Source organism: Streptomyces sp. CA-243310, assembly GCF_050936775.1.
In the GTDB taxonomy this organism is placed as follows: Bacteria; Actinomycetota; Actinomycetes; order Streptomycetales; family Streptomycetaceae; genus Streptomyces.
In genome coordinates, this window is record NZ_JBNJMF010000001.1 from 3,731,981 (window position 1) to 3,747,478 (window position 15,498).

At 68.8% G+C, this 15,498-nt stretch carries 12 protein-coding genes; 9 read left to right on the top strand and 3 right to left on the bottom strand.

The genetic code is table 11. The annotated features are described in order from the left end of the window. The first annotated feature begins 15 nt into the window (after positions 1-15). Positions 16-1,749 carry an aa3-type cytochrome oxidase subunit I gene (gene ctaD / locus ACQEVM_RS16570; RefSeq protein WP_433079396.1) on the top strand — a complete coding sequence of 578 codons (1,734 nt, stop codon included), beginning with the start codon at positions 16-18 and terminating at the stop codon, positions 1,747-1,749. A gap of 11 nt (positions 1,750-1,760) precedes the next feature. Further along, a complete protein-coding gene (locus tag ACQEVM_RS16575; protein WP_433079398.1) occupies positions 1,761-2,114 on the top strand; it encodes a hypothetical protein in 354 nt (117 codons plus the stop codon). A 95-nt stretch (positions 2,115-2,209) separates the two neighbouring features. On the opposite strand, the gene ACQEVM_RS16580 is transcribed toward ACQEVM_RS16575, so the two are convergent. Then, positions 2,210-4,171, bottom strand: coding sequence for an acyl-CoA dehydrogenase family protein (locus ACQEVM_RS16580; RefSeq protein ID WP_433079400.1), 1,962 nt, complete (start codon positions 4,169-4,171; stop codon positions 2,210-2,212). A gap of 339 nt (positions 4,172-4,510) precedes the next feature. On the opposite strand from ACQEVM_RS16580, the gene rph reads away from it, so the two are divergent. Together rph and ACQEVM_RS16590 are read left to right on the top strand one after the other, a co-directional pair. Next, the gene (gene rph / locus ACQEVM_RS16585) at positions 4,511-7,132 is read left to right on the top strand and encodes a rifamycin-inactivating phosphotransferase (protein WP_433080051.1); all 2,622 of its coding nucleotides are present in this window, start codon (positions 4,511-4,513) and stop codon (positions 7,130-7,132) included. A 198-nt stretch (positions 7,133-7,330) separates the two neighbouring features. After that, positions 7,331-7,522 carry a DUF4236 domain-containing protein gene (locus tag ACQEVM_RS16590; protein ID WP_150521392.1) on the top strand — a complete coding sequence of 64 codons (192 nt, stop codon included), beginning with the start codon at positions 7,331-7,333 and terminating at the stop codon, positions 7,520-7,522. Between the two features lie 99 nt (positions 7,523-7,621). Here the strand turns inward: ACQEVM_RS16590 and ACQEVM_RS16595 are convergent, their stop codons facing one another. Next, positions 7,622-8,542, bottom strand: a complete 921-nt coding sequence (locus ACQEVM_RS16595; protein WP_433079403.1) for an oleate hydratase — start codon at positions 8,540-8,542, stop codon at positions 7,622-7,624. 255 nt (positions 8,543-8,797) lie between these two features. Between ACQEVM_RS16595 and ACQEVM_RS16600 the strand changes: the two genes are divergently transcribed. The 3 genes from ACQEVM_RS16600 (at position 8,798) to ACQEVM_RS16610 (ending at position 10,919) form a co-directional block, all read left to right on the top strand. Further along, positions 8,798-9,238 carry a zinc-binding dehydrogenase gene (locus tag ACQEVM_RS16600; protein ID WP_433079405.1) on the top strand — a complete coding sequence of 147 codons (441 nt, stop codon included), beginning with the start codon at positions 8,798-8,800 and terminating at the stop codon, positions 9,236-9,238. Between the two features lie 358 nt (positions 9,239-9,596). After that, positions 9,597-10,535 (top strand): phospholipase, encoded by a 939-nt coding sequence (locus tag ACQEVM_RS16605; RefSeq protein WP_433079407.1) that lies wholly within the window; start codon positions 9,597-9,599, stop codon positions 10,533-10,535. Between the two features lie 201 nt (positions 10,536-10,736). Further along, positions 10,737-10,919: a hypothetical protein gene (locus tag ACQEVM_RS16610; protein WP_433079409.1), complete on the top strand. Its 183-nt coding sequence runs from the start codon at positions 10,737-10,739 to the stop codon at positions 10,917-10,919. 93 nt (positions 10,920-11,012) lie between these two features. On the opposite strand, the gene ACQEVM_RS16615 is transcribed toward ACQEVM_RS16610, so the two are convergent. After that, entirely contained in the window at positions 11,013-11,576 is a 564-nt protein-coding gene (locus ACQEVM_RS16615) for a hypothetical protein (protein WP_433079411.1), read from the bottom strand. A 1,002-nt stretch (positions 11,577-12,578) separates the two neighbouring features. Between ACQEVM_RS16615 and lanL the strand changes: the two genes are divergently transcribed. Together lanL and ACQEVM_RS16625 are read left to right on the top strand one after the other, a co-directional pair. Next, positions 12,579-15,254: a class IV lanthionine synthetase LanL gene (lanL, locus tag ACQEVM_RS16620; protein ID WP_433079413.1), complete on the top strand. Its 2,676-nt coding sequence runs from the start codon at positions 12,579-12,581 to the stop codon at positions 15,252-15,254. A 44-nt stretch (positions 15,255-15,298) separates the two neighbouring features. After that, positions 15,299-15,454 (top strand): VenA family class IV lanthipeptide, encoded by a 156-nt coding sequence (locus ACQEVM_RS16625; protein ID WP_266967876.1) that lies wholly within the window; start codon positions 15,299-15,301, stop codon positions 15,452-15,454. Positions 15,455-15,498: the final 44 nt, after the last annotated feature.

Sequence of the window (15,498 nt, forward strand, 5' to 3'; positions counted from 1 at the left end):
TTGATGGGGTGCGCGATGGTGACGTCGGTCGAACCGATCACGCCGATCCCGGTTGCGGGTCGGACTCCAGGTCAGGTGATCGTGTCGTGGTTGACGACGACGGACCACAAGAAGATCGGACATCTCTATCTGATCGCGTCGTTCGGATTCTTCCTGGTCGGCGGTGTACTGGCGTTGCTGCTGCGGGCCGAACTGGCCCGACCGGGCATGCAGATCGTGTCGAACGAGCAGTACAACCAGATCTTCACCCTGCACGGCACCATCATGCTGCTGCTCTTCGCGACCCCGACCTTCGCCGGATTCGCCAACGCGATCATGCCGTTGCAGATCGGGGCTCCCGACGTGGCGTTCCCGCGTCTGAACATGCTGTCGTTCTGGCTGTTCCTCTTCGGCGGCCTGATCGTGCTGGGCGCCCTGCTCACTCCCCAGGGCGCCGCGGACTTCGGCTGGACCGCCTACACACCGCTGAGCAGTTCGGACCGCACCCCGTACATCGGCGGCGACATGTGGATCATGGGCCTGGCGCTGGCCGGCTTCGGCACGATCCTGGGGTCGGTCAACTTCGTCACCACGATCATCTGCATGCGCGGTCCCGGCATGACGATGTTCCGGATGCCGATCTTCACCTGGAACATCCTGCTCACCTCGGTTCTGGTGCTGTTCGCCTTCCCCGTCCTCGCGGCGGCCCTGCTCGTGCTGGAGGCGGACCGCAAGTTCGGCGCTCACGTCTTCGACCCGTCCAACGGCGGAGCGCTGCTGTGGCAGCACCTGTTCTGGTTCTTCGGGCACCCCGAGGTCTACATCATCGCTCTGCCGTTCTTCGGGATCGTGACCGAGATCTTCCCCGTCTTCTCCCGCAAGCCCGTCTTCGGATACCTCGGCCTGGTCGGCGCCACGATCGCCATCGCGGGACTGTCGCTCACGGTGTGGGCCCACCACATGTTCGCCACCGGCGCGGTCCTCCTGCCGTTCTTCTCGTTCATGACGTTCCTGATCGCGGTGCCCACGGGGGTGAAGTTCTTCAACTGGATCGGCACGATGTGGAAGGGCTCGATCTCCTTCGAGACGCCGATGCTGTGGTCCATCGGCTTCCTGGTCACCTTCCTCTTCGGCGGACTGACCGGGATCATCCTGGCCTCCCCGCCGATGGACTTCCAGGTCACCGACTCCTACTTCGTCGTCGCGCACTTCCACTACGTGGTCTTCGGCACCGTGGTCTTCGCCACGTTCGCCGGCTTCTACTACTGGTGGCCGAAGATGACGGGCACCATGCTCGACGAACGCCTCGGGAAGATCCACTTCTGGACCCTGTTCATCGGTTTCCACACCACGTTCCTCGTCCAACACTGGCTCGGCGCCGAAGGCATGCCCCGGCGCTACGCCGACTACCTGAAGGCGGACGGGTTCACCGCCCTCAACACGTTCTCGACCATCGGCGCGTTCCTCCTGGGCCTGTCCACCCTGCCGTTCCTCTACAACGTGTGGAAGACGGCCACCACCGCTCCGAGGGTCACCGTCGACGACCCGTGGGGCTTCGGCCGCTCGTTGGAGTGGGCCACCTCCTGCCCACCGCCCCGGCACAACTTCGTCACCCTGCCGCGCATCCGCTCCGAATCCCCGGCCTTCGACCTGCACTACCCCGAGGTGGCCGCGCTGGACGACGCGCGCCACCAAGGCAAGCGCGACGCGCTGGACGATCCCGGCAACCGTGAAACGCCCGGAGCCGACCGCGGCATCGCAGGCCGGTAGGGGGAGTGGTCGTGAGGAATCGGAACGAGGCGGCAGCGGGCCTGGCCGAACTGGAGGGCTACCTGATGAGCCGCGCCGCGCACCACACCGCGGCCATGGAAGCCAACGCCTTCGCCGACGAACTTCCCTGGCTCGGACGGGCGGAGCGCGAGGACGTCGTCCACCTCTACACCGCCCGTCACCTGGCACGGACCCGCGACGCCCTGTACGAGATCGCCGGCCGCAGCCACGAGCTGAGGGAGGAGTACGCTCACCGCTACCAGCTCCTGCGCCGCCGGTTCGTGGCCCTCGCCCTGCTCGGCGGTACGACCGGCCTCGCCGCCACCGTCCTGGCCGTCCTCGGAATCGGCCTGGAGCCGCGCTAGTCCCTGCCGTCGAAGTGGCGCCGCGGGCCAGGCGAGACTTCGACGACAGGGCCCGGGCCCGGTCGGGACGGGACGATCCGACGGCGGGGTCCGCGTCAGCCCACGAGTTCCGGGGCCCGCAGCACGGCGGACGGGATGCCCCACGCGTCGACGAGGTCGACCGCGAGGGGACGCACCTTGCGGCAGAGGTCGTTCACCTCGCGGCTGATGGCCTTGGACCGCTGGATGGTCAGCCGTCCGTGCTCCATGAACCAGGCCCGGTCCGCCTCGATCGTCGACAGGGCGAACAGGTCGCACAGGAGGGCGAGCGCCGCCTTCTCGTCCCCTTCGGGCATCGCGCGCACCTTGTCCACGAACGCCTCCGTCACCAACCGCTCGACGTGTGCGCGCGCGAGCGCGATGACGTGGTCCTGCACCTGCGAGAAGACGGCGCCCGGATCACGCTTCTCATCGATCCCGCGCTTGATCCGCCGGGCCAGACCGGCGAGCATGTGCTCCTCGCGGAACCGGACCATCGCGAGCTGGTACTCAGAGTCGAGCAGGCCGGCCTCCCGGTCCCACTCGTCGCCGCCGGGCAGCAGGTCGCGTACCCGTTCGAGCAGCTTGTGGGCCGAGGTCCGCTCGATGACGGTCTCGACGGCGAGGTTGGTGACGTAGCGGACCATGCCGAGCTGGTCGAGGTCCTCGAACTCGCTCGCGTGATCGGTGAGCAGCCCCTTGGCCACGAGTTGCAGCAGGACGTGATTGTCGCCCTCGAAGGTGGTGAAGACGTCGCTGTCGCTCTTGAGGGCGGCGAACCGGTTGACGGCGAGATAGCCGGCTCCGCCGCACGCCTCGCGGCACTCCTGGACGACCCGGGTGGCGTGCCAGGTGCCGATCGCCTTGAGGCCCGCGGCCTGCGATTCGAGCCGGCGCCGCGCCCGCGCGTCGTCCTCGATGCCGGAGAAGACCTCGTGCAACTGTGCCCGCACCCCGTCCTGCGCGACGTGCAAGGCGTACGTCCGGGCGATGAGCGGCAGCAGCCGTCGCTGGTGCAGACCGTAGTCGAGGAGCACCTGCTCCCCGGTGTCCGAGGCCGCCTGGAACTGCCTGCGCCGCACGGCGTACTTCGTGGCGACCGTCAGGGCGACCTTGGCGACGCCGATCCCGGCGCCCGCGACGCTGACCCGGCCCTGAACCAGGGTGCCGAGCATGGTGAAGAAACGCCGGTTGGGGTTCTCGATCGCACTCTCGTAGACGCCCTCGGGGGTGACGTCGGCGAACCTGTTCAGGAGGGCCTCGCGAGGCACCCGCACGCCGTCGAACCAGATCCGGCCGTTGTCCACGCCGTTCAGCCCCATCTTGCGGCCGTCGTCCTCGATCCGGACGCCGGGCGCCGGCCGGCCGTCGACCCGCAGGGTGACCACGAAGGCGTGCACGCCCCGGGACTCACCGTCCACCTCCAACTGGGCGAAGACAACGCCCAGTTCGGCATGGCGGGCCGCGTTGCCGATGTAATCCTTGCGTGCTTGGTCGTCGGGGGTGGTGATGACGAACTCCCCGCCGGCCGCGTCGTACCTCGCGACGGTGCCGAGCGCCTGCACGTTGGAGCCGTGCCCGGTCTCGGTCATCGCGAAGCAGCCCATCAGCTCCCCGGTGATCAGGTCCGGGAGGTGGGCGTCGTGGTGGCGTTCGGTGCCCAGGTGCAGGATCGCACCGCCGAAGAGCCCGAACTGCACGCCGACCTTCACCAGGACCGACAGGTCGCCGAAGGCCAGCGTCTCGAACGCGGCGATCGAGGCCCCGACATCGCCGCCCCCGCCGTACTCGGTGGGGAAGCCCATGCCCGTCTGGCCCGTCGCGGCCATCTTGACGACGATCTCGCGCACCCGCTCGCGAAACGCGTCGATGCCCAGCTCATCGGCCTCTTCGAGGACGGAGGCGTACGTCACCAGGTTGGTACGGACAAGGTCGCGGATCCCGGCGTACTCGCCGTCGAGCACCTCGGTCAGCGCGGAGACGTCGATCTCGGGCTGCACGTATCCGGTCGCGGTGGTGGAAGCGTTCTCGGTGGCCATGCCGCTCCGCTACCCCGCCGCGCGACGATCAACCGGCCACGAACCAACGGGCGCGAACGAGGAAGACCCGGGTGCGGCGCACCGTTTCACGCGAGGCTTGTCCGTCGTGGCGGACGGCACATGGCGAAGGCAAGGAGATTTCTCTCCTTGCCTCTCCCAAGGTATAGCGCACCGGGGGGCTTGCGGCAAGCCCCCGGTCACCGCGCAGAATCGTCCGCCGAGGCCACAACCTGCGGAAATGAGGCACGACATGCAGGTGATCTCGACAGGGCCACAGGCGCCGGTGACTCGGCCGGCCATCACGGTGCAACAGGACACGACCGCCTCGGAGGCATTGCAGTGATCGAGCAGTACGTGTGTGATCTCCAGGAGACCGACGAGACGCAGGTCGCGGTTGTCGGCGGCAAGGGCGCGCACCTGGGCGGGCTGTCGCGGATCGAGGGCATCCACGTACCGGGGGGCTTCTGCGTGACGACGAACGCCTTCCGGCGGATCATGGCGCAAGCGCCGTCGCTCGACGACCGGCTCGACGAACTGTCGCGCCTGAACCCGAACGACCGGGAGGAGGTCCGCGCGCTGAGCGCGCGGATTCGCCGAACCATCGAAGGGATCACGATCCCGGACGACATCGCGCAGGCGATCACCCGCGAGCTCGCCCGGCTCGGCGAGGACGCCGCCTGCGCCGTCCGATCCAGCGCGACGGCGGAGGACCTGCCGACGGCCTCCTTCGCCGGCCAGCAGGACACGTACCTGAACGTCGTCGGGCCCGCGGCGATCCTCCGGGACATCAGGCAGTGTTGGGCCTCGCTGTTCACCGAGCGGGCCGTGACCTATCGCCGGCGCAACGGCATCGACGACCGTGCGGTCCACATGGCCGTGGTCGTGCAGCGGATGGTCTTCCCCCACGCGGCCGGCGTCCTGTTCACCGCCGATCCCGTCACGGGCAACCGGAAGGTCGCCACCGTGGACGCCGGTTTCGGCCTCGGCGAGGCCCTGGTCTCCGGCCTGGTGAACCCGGACGTCTTCACGGTGCGCCACGATCGAGTCGTCGCCAGGACGATCGCCGCCAAACAGCGTGCCGTTCACGCCCTCCCGGCCGGTGGTACGCGGGAAGAGGCGATCGACCCGCGGCAGCAGGAGCAGCCGGCGCTGACGGACGCACAGGTCGTGCGGCTGGTGAAGCTCGGGCGGCGGATCGAATCGCACTTCGGCCGCCCGCAGGACATCGAATGGTGCCTGGTCGACGACGACTTCCACATCGTTCAGAGCCGGCCGATCACGACGCTGTTCCCCATTCCCGAGGCCGGTGACCAGGAGAATCACGTCTACGTCTCCGTCGGCCATCAGCAGATGATGACCGACCCCATGAAGTCCCTGGGGTTCTCCATGTGGCAGCTGACGGCCATGGTGCCGATGCACGAGGCGGGCGGGAGACTGTTCGTCGACGTCACCCGGCGCCTGGCCTCGCCCGCGAGCCGCGCGGGCCTCCTGGACGTCCTCGGGAAGGGCGATCCACTCGTCAGGGACGCACTGGAGACCGTCCTCGACCGCGACGACTTCGTCCCGTCGCTCCCGGACGGTGGCCCCGGCGCACCGCCGACCGGCCGTGGGCCCGCCCCGATCGTGAATCCGCCGGAGAACCCGATCGAGACCGATCCGGCCATCGTCACCGAGCTGATCGAGCGCAGCCGGGAGTCCATCGCCGCCCTGGAACGCGACATCAGGACGAAGACCGGACCGGCGCTGTTCGACTTCCTGCTGGAGGCCTTCGAGGAGCACAAGCGGGTCCTCGGCGACCCCTTGAGCATGCAGGCGATCATGGCGGGCATGGAGGCCACGTGGTGGCTCAACGACATGTTGCAGGAGTGGCTGGGGGAGAAGAACGCGGCAGACACGCTGACGCTGTCCGCGCCCGCAAACATCACGTCGGAGATGGGACTGGCGCTCCTCGACGTGGCGGACGTGATCCGCCCGTATCCGGAGGTGGTGGCGTTCCTCCAGGGCGTCGAGGACGAAGGCTTCCTGGACGGGATGGCGAAGCTCGCGGGCGGGAGCGAGGCGCGCGAGGCCATCGAGGGCTACCTCGACCTGTACGGCATGCGCTGTGTCGCAGAGATCGACATCACGAGGCCACGTTGGCACGAGCGCCCCTCGACGCTCGTGCCGGTCATCCTCGACAACGTCAGGAACTTCGAGCCGGGCGCGGCCGGGAGGCGCTTCGAGCAGGGACGGCAGAAGGCGCTGAAGAAGGAACAGGACGTGTTGTCACGCCTGCGGACCCTGCCGGACGGGGACCGGAAGGCCGACGAGACCAAGCGGATGATCGACCGGGTGCGCACCTTCATCGGGTATCGGGAGTACCCCAAGTACGGCATCATCAGCCGCTACTTCGTCTACAAGCAGGCCTTGATGGAGGAGGCCCGGCGCCTCGTGCGGGCGAACGTGCTTCCCGAGCAGGAGGACGTCTTCCACCTCACGTTCCAGGAACTCCACGAGGTCGTGCGCTCGAACCGGGCGGACCACCGGCTCATCGAGCAGCGCAAGGACGCGTTCCGGGCGTACCAGGCGCTCACACCGCCCCGGGTCCTCACATCGGACGGTGAGGCCGTCACCGGGGCGTACCGGCGCGACGACGTTCCGGCCGGCGCCCTGATCGGTCTCCCGGTCTCCGTCGGGACCATCGAGGGCCGGGCCCGCGTCATCCTCGACATGGGAGAGGCCGACCTCGAAGCGGGTGACATCCTGGTCACGACCTTCACGGACCCCAGTTGGTCCCCGCTGTTCGTCGGCATCGCCGGCCTGGTGACCGAAGTGGGCGGCTTGATGACCCACGGCGCGGTGATCGCCCGGGAGTACGGTCTGCCGGCCGTCGTGGGCGTGGAGCAGGCCACCCGGCTGATCCGCGACGGGCAGCGGATCCGCGTGCACGGTACCGACGGGTACATCGAGATCCTGCCGTGACGGACCCCGGGCCCGGTTTCCCCACTCAGCGGCGGGACGCCGTCAAGCCGCACGCCGTCGATGCGCGGGCGATCGACCTCGAACACGCCGGTCGCGGGGCGCATGGAACGGTCGGCGGCGGACACACGTAGTTCAACTGGCCTGACCGCAGCAGAAGTCGGGCCGCCCGTACCCACGCGCACCGAGGAGCGAGACGTCATGCCGCTGACATTCCGCAAGAGTTTCAGGATTCTGCCCGGCGTCCGGCTCAACATCAACCGCAAGTCGTGGTCGATCACCACCGGCGGCGGCAAGCACGGTCCCCGCCACACCCACAGCAGCACCGGACGGCGTACCACCTCCGTGGACCTGCCCGGACCCTTCGGCTGGCGCAAGACCACGCGCGGTTGATCCACGGGGTGCGCGCCTCGTCCACGACCCCCCGGCCGGGCAGGCCGGGGGGGGGCGTTCTGCGTACGGATCCGGTCGCGGACGCGCCCCGGCCGCCGGTCAGCGGCGGTGCATGGTCTGGAGGGCCTCGACCAGGACCCTCGGGTCGTGTCGACCCTTGTGGACGTGCGGGGGCTGCTTGTCGAGCCCGAGGAGGGTGGCCACGGCGGTCCAGGCGGTGCGCACGGAGTACTCGACGGTGAAGACGACGTCGTCGGGGACTTCCGCGTACTGGCCGATGAAGGCGAGGTTGGTGGAGCCCCGGGGGACGACCTGGGGGCGGTCACCAAGGCTGCGGACCAGGAACTGACTGGTGATGTAGGGCATCAGTGCCGGAATCACGATCGAGTTCTCGACGATCTGCTCCCCGGCCTCGCCGAACGGCAGGAGCCCCGTCACCTCCCGGAGGATCTCGCGACCACTGCACTCGCGCATCGGCTTCCTGACGTGCTCGCCCTTCTTGTCGGGGAAGAGGGCGTAGCCCCACCACACGAAGGTGTCCTCCGCCTGCTCGCGGAAGTGTGGTTGGTGGTTGAGGACGATGGTCAGCAGCCAGTTGGAGTCCTTGAAGGTGATCAGGCCGCCCTTGCCGGCCTCGCTCCCGGAGAACTTCTCCATCAGCTCGAAGAAGGTGGGGTCCTTGGTGGTGACCGTGAAGGACTCCCAGGTGGAGTCGGCGACGGAGGAGTAGAACACCTTCGGGTTCCCCAGTCCCTGCCGCTTGGCGGCGAGCTTCTCCCACAGGTGCCAGGCGCCGCCGGAACCGGAGGTGTCGAGGACGGGGGCGGTATCGGTGGAACCGGTGGTGGAACTCGCGGTCATGGAGCCGTTGGTGACCATCACGAGGTCCTTCGGGGCGACGGGGACGGTTTCCTGCCGGCCGCCGGTCTCCGTCCCGCCCCTGCGGGTCCACGTGATCGACTCGACGGTCAGCGCGTCACCCTCGACCAGTCCCAGGTCGGTGACCGTCGTCTCCCGCATGATGGTGACCCCGAGAAGGCCGCCGCCGACAGCGACGCGACTCCGCTCCCCACCAGATACGCCTTCGCCCTGTGCAGACCCCTTCGCAGGTGAGAGCGAACCGAACTTTTCGTCCCATCCTGTGGGCAAAGCGGGGGGACCGCATTCCCGTCCACCGCGGTCACCCCCCGTCTCCGCGGCGAGCCGGAGCCCGACCGTCTCGGGGGCGCGGTGAGCGAGTGTCGGTTCCTGTCGGTTCAGGGGGTCTGTCGGCCGGTGACCGCACTGACCAGCGGCGGTGCCTACGCCGAGGTGATGCTCGCGCCTGCCGACCTGGTCTTCGACGCCGCGGGCGTGGACCCGCGAACCGCGGCCGGACTCGGCTGGGCCGCCCGCACCGCCTACGACCTCGTCAACACGGTCGCCCGGGTGCGTGCCGGCGACAGCGTCCTCGTCCACGCCGCGGCTGGCAGCCTGGCCGCACAGTTCGCCAGACGGGCGGGCGCCGAACGGAGCCGAACCCACCCCCACCGGCCGGCCGAAAGCGCCCGTACCGCACTGCGCATGGTCGCCTCCGGACAAGTGAGTCCCGACATCACCGCCGAATACGAGATGGCCGACCTCGACGAAGCGGTCCGACGCCTGGCGGAGGGAGGCACGCACGGCAAGAGCGTCCTGCGCATCACCGGAAGCGAGGCTCCGGCCCTCCGCGGCTGACGGACGATCTCCCTGGAGCCCCCGGGGCACCTCGCCTCGTGCCTGAACGCGACACAAGGGCGTCGGCCGAACACCCGGGGCTCTCCGGCCCGCGTCGTCCGCCGCGACCGGGCGGGGACGGCGCGTCGTGTGATCGATTGGTAACAGTGACGGGCGGCGGGCAACGAGCGGGTCGGCGGGCCTGTCTGGTTGGTCGGCGAGGCGCACCGGGTCATGGGCGGTCCTCGGAGGGAAGCCCGTGACCTGGACGAAGAGGAGAAGAAGGCGTCGAGCCTGACGAACACGACATGAAGGAATGACTCTCTTGACCACTCGCTTACGACGAGACGTCCGCCGCCCGCGGATGATACTGGCGCTGATGGCGGCCCTGTTCGGGATCATCAGTGTCACCGCGCTGACCACGACCCCCGCCTCAGCGGCCGACCAGCGTCAGGCGATCTACGCCATCGCACACCGGGTCAACACCCTGGACGGCGTGGACGCCGCGCTCAAGCACGGCGCCAACAGCATCGAGATCGATGTCTGTGCCTGGTGGAACCCCAACGAATGGCGCGCCTACCACGACTGCTCCTCGGCCGGTGACAATCGGCGGGGCCCCAGCGTCGACAGCATGATCGACCGGATCCTCTCCAACGCCAATGCCGGGCGCCGGCTGTCGCTGGTCTGGTTGGACATCAAGGACCCGAACTACTGCGGCGAGGAGCCGAACCGCGGATGCAGTGTCGCCGGCCTGCGCGACAAGGCGCAGAGGCTGACGGCCGCCGGGATCCAAGTGCTCTACGGCTTCTACGAGTACCACGGCGGCAGCACCCCGGACGTCGGCGGCAGGGGCTGGAAGAGCCTGGAAGGCAGGCTCGGCAGCCTTGAGGGCATCACGACCACCGGTAACCGCGACCAGGTCGTGGGCGCCTTCAACCGCTCCGGTTCCGGATTCCCGACAGGTCGCCGGGTCATGGACTACGGCGACTCCGACATCACCAAGGGGTTCGGCAACTGCACCGAGGCCACCTGGAACACGTGCGCGGAGCTGAAGAAGGGCGCCGGGGACCGTGCGGCCGGACGACTGGCCGCCACGATGTCCTGGACGACCACCTACAACGACCCCTGGTACATCGACAAGCTGCTGGGTGACGCGCGGGTGGACGGCATCATCGCCGGCTACGGCGCCTTCACCGGGGTGCGCGAGTACGACGACAGCTGGCAGTGCGCGAACTCCATCAACCTCATCCGCGACTGGGTGAACCGCCACGGTTCCACCCACCGCATGGCCACCAGCGCGGACCGTCTGTTCAGGTAGCGGACGACCGGGGCCGAGGCCTGTAACGGCCCCTGGATCCATGGGCCCTTGGCTCCACGGGCCCATGGATCCCTTCAGACGGTCGGCCGGGGACCCGGCCGACCGTCTTCTCGGCGGCGAGGCGCCGCCAGGTACCCCACGCCTGCGCCCGGGCGAGTGCACACGGAACGCCGACCCCTCGACACGGCCAAGGCCCTCACGATGGTGATCGATACGGCCACCGTCCTCGATCGCCCCGAGGAGACCGCCCCTTGGCGTGACCGGCTCGTCCGGATCCCCCTCGACGCCGAGCAGCGCCTCCAGGTCGAAGCCGTGTTGCGCAACGCCGCGCAGGTCCCGCCGCCCGATCGGCCGGAAGCTGCAGAGGACGCGTCCGGCTCCTGAGGGTGTGGCTCCTCGGTGAGGGGGAGTCGACTCCGCACCGACACCGACGTTCCGGGGTGGGGGTGCGCCTCACCCCCTCGCGCCGCGTCGCGGTCAGTCGCGGGTGACGGTGTAGCCGGTGTCGTTCAGTGCGGCGGTCCACACATCGCGGTCGAACCATTTGGCGATGTCAGGCTTCAGCGCCGTGATGCCGTCCATCCTCGCCTGCCAGTCGGCACCGGCCCGCCCCCGCTTGTCCCGGCATCCGGTACAGCCGTCCTCGCCGTGGATGTGGCCGGCCATCCACGCGTTGACGGCCACGCCGAGGACGACCAGGTAGAGGTCCCCGCCGTTCTCCTCCAGGGCGGTGGGGACACCCGCGAGGATGAGTGCCAGTTCCGGGTTGTCGACCGGCGGCGTCGGCGGCTGCCCGATCTCCCACCCGGGAGTCTGACCCCCTTCTGTCCGTCCCCGCTGTTCGGTGGCGCAGGCCACGTGGCCGTCGACGCCGAGGTGTTTCCTGGCGGACCGGGTCTGGATCCCGAGCCGTTCGGCCATGAGACGCATGCTGTCCCTGACGGTGTCGGCGATCGTGCCGCGGCGGAACGGAAAGCCTCGGCGGGTCGGTTCGGAGAGCGTCACGGCGGTGGCGTCCTTGAACGCCTTCGTGTTCCTCATGGACGACATACTCGCGGATTCCCCAAGGAACCCGACCCGTTTCGCACCTGTTCGCTCGGCCCCGTGTGCGCGCCGTCAGGGTGCGCCCGTGGCCTGCCGTCGGTTCCCACCTGTGGGTTCCGGGTGCCGGGCGGCACCTCAAGAACTGCTCCTGCCCGGGTCATCCCGCCACGACCGGGCCAGGTCGTGGCGAGCCGCACGGCCGAAGGCACCGCGATCCGCGCGAGGTCACGCTCGATGTTCCGCGCCGGGTGCGGTCAATGCCTCCCCCCGCGCACTGGTTTGGCAGGACAAGCGCGGCACCGGAAGCCCCTGGCGTACCGCCAACCTCACAAGTGGTGGGAACCACCGCCGGACCGAGAAATTTCCCCATCGCCATTTCGAGTCACTTTCGAGCGACCACCCCCGACTTGTTCATCGTTGAACATCTTTTGTGAGTACAGATCAGGGTGCTGATCGCGGCCATGTCGGGATTTCTGATCATGTCCCTTCGCTGGTTGGAGTCGTGGCGGAAAACGAACTCCTCACCACCGTCCGATGAGAGAGGACCTGTACGGGGGCAGTCCCGCGCTATAGCGTTCGCCGTTGTCACACATCAGCTCGCACTCAACCCGTCACCCGATCGAAATGTGGTGCCGGCCGATGGTGAAGTCGAAAACGGCGCTCATTGACATCGAGTGCGCAAAGGGCCTGTTGGGGGAGTCGGGACGAGGGAGTCGTCGCAGTCTTCATGATTCGATGTCACCAGGCTCTCCGTGAGGAATCACAACGAACAACCAGGGCTGTCCATTTCGCGAACGTAGGCGGCTATTTCATCGAACAGGCGGTGTATTAAAGCCCCGTCAACGCCTGTGCGCCGCCATTCACGCCGGACCACGCCATCCATCGTCGCAATACCCCTGTGCGCTCACCGAACCAAGTGACATTCATCGGGCGGACGTTGTACGTTTCTTACCGAAGGCATATTCCAACCAGCGGTTCTCGCCGTTGAGAGGGACAGGCATGACGAGCCACGCAACCGAAGTCGACCTCGAAAGTCTGCTACGCCAGGCGCTACTGACCACGGATACCGGAAAGCGTTGGACGGCCGACGCGGACGAGATGTGGTGCCGCCTCACACACCACCGCGGCATACAGCGCCGGCAGGGTTGGAAACTGCACGTGTCCGCCACCGCCGCCTCCGCACCTGACGTCCTCGTGAAGGCCCTGGACGTGTTGCTGAGCGGGGAGGCGACATTCAAATTCGTCCGGTCACTCGACCAGGTGAGCGCGCTCAACTCCCGTGCCACGCCGCGAGGGAGTTCGGGCAAGTTCATCACCATCTACCCGCCCTCCGACGACGACGCGGCCCGAATGGCACTTGAGCTGCACAAGGCCACGGCGGGACTGGCCGGCCCCCGGATCCTGTCCGACCAGCCGTACGCTCCACACAGCCTGGTGCACTACCGCTACGGTGCCTTCGTCGGCCGGCGGCGACTGTCGGAGCAGGGTCTGCTGGTGTGGTTCATCGAGGACCCCGACGGCAATCCCGTGGAGGACAAGCGCACCGGTCAGTACGCTCCACCCTCCTGGGCGGTCAGCCCCTTCCCCGCCTCGGTACCGCTGCCACCCCGGCAGGAGAAGGCGGCGAGCAACCCGGTGGTGCTCGGCGGCCGATTCTCGGTACGGGAGGCGATCCGGCACACCAACAAGGGCGGCGTCTACCGGGGAACCGACGTCACCACCGGCGCACCCGTGGTGATCAAGGAAGCCCGGCCACACGTCGAGGGCGACTCGTCCGGCTCCGACGTACGCGACTGGCTGAGGGCCGAGGCCAGGACGCTGGAGAAGCTCAAGGGCACGGGACTCGCACCGGAGCCGCTCGCGATGTTCGAAACGGGCGGTCACCTCTTCCTCGCCCAGGAGGAAGTGCCGGGTGCACCCCTGCGCACCTGGGTGGCCGAGCGCTTCCGCGACGTCGGAAGCGAACACTACCGAGCGGACGCACTCGCGCAGGTTCGACGCCTGGTGGACCTCGTCGCGGCGGCCCACGCCCACGGCTGCGTACTGAGGGACTTCACGCCCGGCAACGTCATGGTGCGCCCGGACGGCGAACTGCGCCTCATCGATCTGGAGCTCGCCGCCCTGGAGGGCGACGTCACGCTCCCCACCCAAGTGGGAACCCCCGGCTTCAGCGCCCCCGAGCGTCTGAACGACGCTCCCGTCTCCCCGACCGCCGACTACTACAGCCTCGGCGCCACCGTGTGCTTCGTGCTCGGCGGAAAGGTGCCGAACCTGCTGTCCGAGGAGCCGGCCACGAGACCCGCGCAGCAACGGTTCGCCGAGTGGCTGACCGAATGCGCCGGAACACTGCGCATGCCGGACGGCCTGCCCGAGATGATCCTCGGGCTGATGAAGGACGATCCCGGCGAGCGCTGGGACCCTGCCAGGGCGAGTGAGGCACTTCGCGCGATGGACCCGACGCGGCGGCCCGCGTACCCCGCCACCGGACCGGTACGCACGGACGAGCCACACGCCGCGACGCGGGTCGCGGTCAACGGGATGGTGAACCACCTCGTCGATTCGATGACCCCGGGCGATGACCGGCGGCTGTGGCCCGTGTCCACCCTGGCCGGGGAGACCGACCCCTGCACCGTGCAGCAAGGCGCGGCAGGTGCACTGGCGGTCCTGACGCGGTACTTCGAACTCACCGGCGACCCGCGCCTGCCCGAGCTGATCGCCACCGCCGGCAACTGGATCGCCGCCCGCACCGACACCCGCTCCATACGACCCGGCCTGCACTTCGGGGGCCGCGGCATCGCCTGGGCGCTGTACGACGCCGGACGTGCCATCGACGACCGCGCGCTCACGGACCACGCGTTGGCCCTGGCGTTGGCCCCGCTGGAATCGACGCCCAGTCACGACATCACCCACGGCTCCGCGGGCAGCGGACTCGCCGCCGCCCACCTGTGGCACCGGACCGGTGACCCACGCCTGGCCGAGCTGGTCGTCGACGCGGCCGACCGGCTGGCAGCCGCCGCACGACCCGAGCCGTCCGGCGTGAGCTGGCCGGTTCCGGCGGAAGCGGTGTCCACGGAGGCCGGCAAACGCTATCTCGGCTTCGCGCACGGAACGTCCGGCATAGGCTGCTTCCTCCTCACCGCCGCGGCCATCACCCACCGCCCCGAGCACATGGAACTGGCCGTGGCGGCGGGAGAACACCTGGTGGCCAACGCCGTGATGGTCGGGCAGGCGGCCCAGTGGCCGGCCCAGACCGCGGACGTGCCCACGGCACCGTACTGGTGCCATGGTTCGGCGGGCATCGGTTCCTTCCTCGTCCGGCTCTGGCAGCGGACCGGGGACAAACGGTTCGGCGATCTCGCCCGCGGCGCCACACACGCCGTCATGGAACGCGCCTCTCGCGCCGCTCTGACCCAGTGCCACGGGCTGGCGGGGAACGGAGACTTCCTCCTCGACATGGCCGAGGCCACCGGGGATCCCGCCTACCGCGCCATGGCCGACGACCTGGCCCGTCTCCTCGTCTCCGAACGGGCCCACCGCCACAACCACGTCGTCTTCCCCAACGAGTACGGGGACGTCTCGACGAGTTGGAGCGACGGAGCCGCAGGAATTCTCGCCTTCCTCCTGCGAACCCGCCACACAGACCCCCGGCACTGGATGATCCGGCAGCCGGGCTGAGCGACAGGGACCCCTGTCGCCACCGCACAGAGAAGGAGAATGTCATGGAGAACCAGGACCTCAGCCTGCTCGCCCACCTGCACGCCCTTCCGGAGACCGACCCGGTCGGCGTCGACGGCGCGCCGTTCGCCGCGACCTGCGAGTGCGTCGGCCTGCTGACGCTCCTCAACACCATCTGTATCGGCATCAGCTGCGCCTAGCCGAGCACCTCCGTCCGGTGGCCGCCCCGGGGCAGCCACCGGAC